This is a genomic window from Salinivibrio sp. MA427, from assembly GCF_001996115.1.
Taxonomy (GTDB): domain Bacteria; phylum Pseudomonadota; class Gammaproteobacteria; order Enterobacterales; family Vibrionaceae; genus Salinivibrio; species Salinivibrio costicola.
Genome location: NZ_MUFH01000269.1, coordinates 1 through 3,379, shown reverse-complemented (window position 1 = coordinate 3,379; position 3,379 = coordinate 1). Strand labels below are relative to the sequence as shown.

The window sequence follows — 3,379 nt, the reverse complement described above, 5'->3', positions numbered from 1 at the left end:
GTCTAAGCGCGTCTTTGATGGCTTAAACGCATGTGGTTATACTTACTGCACCGGTAATATCATGGCGACCAACCCCGAGTGGCGTAAAACGCTGAAACAATGGGAGCAATGCTTTGCCGATTGGATAGATAATCCTAGCCCGCGTTCACTGCTCGACAGTAATATTTTCTTCGACTTGGATGGGGTGCATGGACGCCAAAAAGCGATTATTGCGACGGGCGCGACGACCCACGAAAGCTTTAAGTTGCTCGGCCCAGTTCGTGCGACCATGCACCCCATCCAAGTCGAAGAAAATATTACTGTCGAGCAGTGAACGCGGGCTAGGATTATCTATCCAATCGGCAAAGCATTGCTCCCATTGTTTCAGCGTTTTACGCCACTCGGGGTTGGTCGCCATGATATTACCGGTGCAGTAAGTATAACCACATGCGTTTAAGCCATCAGAGACGCGCTTAGACAGGGCTTCAAAATACGCATTGTGTTGGCCATGATCGTAGTTGTCATCAAGGATAATTGCGTTGTCTTGGTCGGTAACAATCAGCTGCTCATCACGCGCCATAGAGCCCATCGCCAAAAAGCAATAAGGCACAGGCGGCTCACCCAACTCTTCTTCGGCAAGCTCTAAAAGACGCTGCTTAAAACTGCGTCCAATCACCGACAGTGCCGAGCCAATCATATGCGAGTTGGCATCTTCATTGACCATGCGTACAAAGCAATCTTTGACCTGCTTAGATAAGATCACCAAATCCTCGACCGACTGCTGACGGAAAATACTCGCCACCAAGAACAAGCTGTTTTGCGACTCGTAGCGTGCAATATCAGACAAGGCAACCACACCAATCGGCTTACCGTGCTGTAGCACCGGCACATGGTGCAAGTTGGAGCGCAGAATGGTCAGCATGGCCTCAAAAATATACGCATTATGATCCAAGGTAATCAACTGTGGCGACATGATCTCCTGAACCGGCGTTTCATAAGGCAAACCTTCTGCTAACACCCGGTTACGCAAGTCTCGATCAGTAATAATCCCCAGTACCGGTTTTAGCCCTGTTTCTGGATTGGGCTCATCACCCATGACCAAAATCGATGAAACGGTTTCTTGCGACATCACTTGCGCGGCATATTGCACGGAGTCAGTACTGGCAATCATCACCGGGTCGCGAATAATCAGTTTCTTCACTTTGGAGGTGGTGAGATCATTGGCTTCATTGTGGCTTGATACCGCTTGGCGCAAGCGTGTTCTATCTTCCACCTCGACAAAATCGGCAAAATGCTCAAAATCATCAAACAAGCGATTAAACGTGGCTTCCGGAATAAAATAGATCAAAGTGTCTTCAATCGCTTTCGCTGGCATCCGCACACGATTGTTCATCAATAGACCCATTTGGCCAAAAATGTCGCCCTCGGATATGCGGTTATACAGGGTGCCATTACGGCGAAACAGCTCGACAGCGCCGCTACGCATGATCGCCAAGTCGTGAATTTCATCACCGTAAGCAAAAATATCGGTGCCTGCACGGAAATAACTGATCTCAATGCTGGTTGCCACTTCTGCGACCACCTCTTCGGGCATTGAATCAAATGGGGCGTACTGTGCAAGAAATGTTGCAATCTCGATTTGTTCAGCTTCCATAGCGCTCACCTAAACGTGCGATAATATCGTGGTAGGACACAGTGAATCAGAATGTCCGTTCGCTGTGACACAGTGTGCCGTATCACTTGCCATAAAAAAAGGCAGCCTCGAAAGCCTGCCTTTTCTATCTTAGCTAACTATCAAGCAGTTAGCACACTTCTTTATTTTGCACGCGGCTCAGAAGCAAGGCCTTTAAACAAGGAGAGCGTCGCCACCAGCAAGACCACCGCGAACGGGAAGCCCGTCGAAACCGCCATTGCCTGTAACGCAACAAGCCCGCCGCCGAGGATCAGTGCGATCGCGACCAGGCCTTCGAAGGTTGCCCAGAAAACGCGCTGCGATACCGGTACGTCCATTTTCCCGCCTGCCGAAATGGTATCTAGCACCAAAGAGCCGGAGTCAGACGAAGTTACAAAGAAGACAATGACCAAGATAAYACCGATAAACGAGGTGATCTCTGCTAACGGCAACCCTTCTAGCATGGCAAACAAGGTCAGCGACAACTCTGCGTCAACCACTGCGGTATACCCTTCATTGACGAACTGGTTAATCGCGGTGCCACCAAATGAAGTCATCCATGGGGACCAAGAAATCCACCATGCCCAATAGAACGCGGTCCAACCTTGGGTAAAGTTGGCATCCTCTCGGCCAAATGGCATAGCCAGCGCCGGCAGGTTCTGTAAATACGCCCCGAGGTTACCAAAGAAGCCGGTCAGAATCGCTAACGTTGGCCCGACGATAATCACGAAAAGGAGGAGTAAGAACGCCAGGCCTAGGTTGATCTCAGATAAACGCTTTACCCCTTTATCCACACCTGCTACGACCGAAAAGATCGCCAACGCAGTAATGCCGATCACCAGCAAGACTTCAGTGGTGGCCCCCAATGGTGTATCAAACAAATAATGCAAACCACCGGATGCTTGTGATGCACCAATGCCAAGCGAAGTAGCAAGACCAAAGAGCGTCGCGACGATAGCTAAGATATCAATCACGTGACCGGTCCAGCCCCAAATACGCTCACCAAACAGCGGATAAAATACCGACCGAATGGTCAAAGGAAGCCCTTTGTTATAAGCAAACAATGCCAAGCCGAGTGCTAATACGGCATAAATCGCCCAAGGGTGTAAGCCCCAGTGAAAAATGGTTGCCGACATCCCCAGCCGACGCGCGGCTTCGGTATCACCGGCAGCAGCCCCCAAAGGTGCCCAATCGGTACGTAGACCATCAGTACCCGTTGCGGTCCCTTGTAACGCCGTTTGGAAATGGGTTAGTGGCTCAGAGACACCATAAAACATCAAACCAATGCCCATACCGGCGGCAAAAAGCATCGCGAACCAGCCAGCATAGCCGTAATCCGGTTTGGCCTCAGTGCCCCCTAGCCGCACCTTGCCTAGTGGTGAGACAATTAGCACCAAGCAAGCGATGACAAAGACGTTACCAGTTAAAAGAAAGAACCAGTCGAGATTTGCGGTTAACCAAGCGCGCATCTGCTCAAAAATCGGGGCCATTTGGTTTTGGAAAGCCAACGTCACAAACACAAAGGCCATAATCACCAAACCCGCGACCATAAATACACGGTTATGAATATCAAAGCCAAACGGGCCAAACTTGAGGGCAACGTTGTCCTGACCGACCTGATAATCGGTGTCGATCGGGTTCACCTTCCCGTCCGGTGTCATCATATCTTCATGGCTTTTATCGCTCACACGTAAACTCCTTACTCCGTCTACTCGGCAACCTGTCATT

The 3,379-nt window shown here is 50.1% G+C and carries 1 protein-coding gene and 2 pseudogenes; 1 reads left to right on the top strand and 2 read right to left on the bottom strand.

Going from position 1 to position 3,379, the window contains the following annotated elements; genetic code table 11:
* Positions 1–257 (top strand): annotated as a pseudogene (locus BZG79_RS16765) (DUF294 nucleotidyltransferase-like domain-containing protein); the annotation flags it as partial.
* 71 nt (positions 258–328) lie between these two features.
* Here BZG79_RS16765 and BZG79_RS16760 read toward each other — a convergent pair.
* Together BZG79_RS16760 and BZG79_RS13070 are read right to left on the bottom strand one after the other, a co-directional pair.
* Positions 329–1,573, bottom strand: a pseudogene (locus BZG79_RS16760) (DUF294 nucleotidyltransferase-like domain-containing protein); the annotation flags it as partial.
* Between the two features lie 221 nt (positions 1,574–1,794).
* Positions 1,795–3,315, bottom strand: coding sequence for a BCCT family transporter (locus BZG79_RS13070; protein ID WP_242414188.1), 1,521 nt, complete (start codon positions 3,313–3,315; stop codon positions 1,795–1,797).
* Positions 3,316–3,379 lie beyond the last annotated feature (64 nt).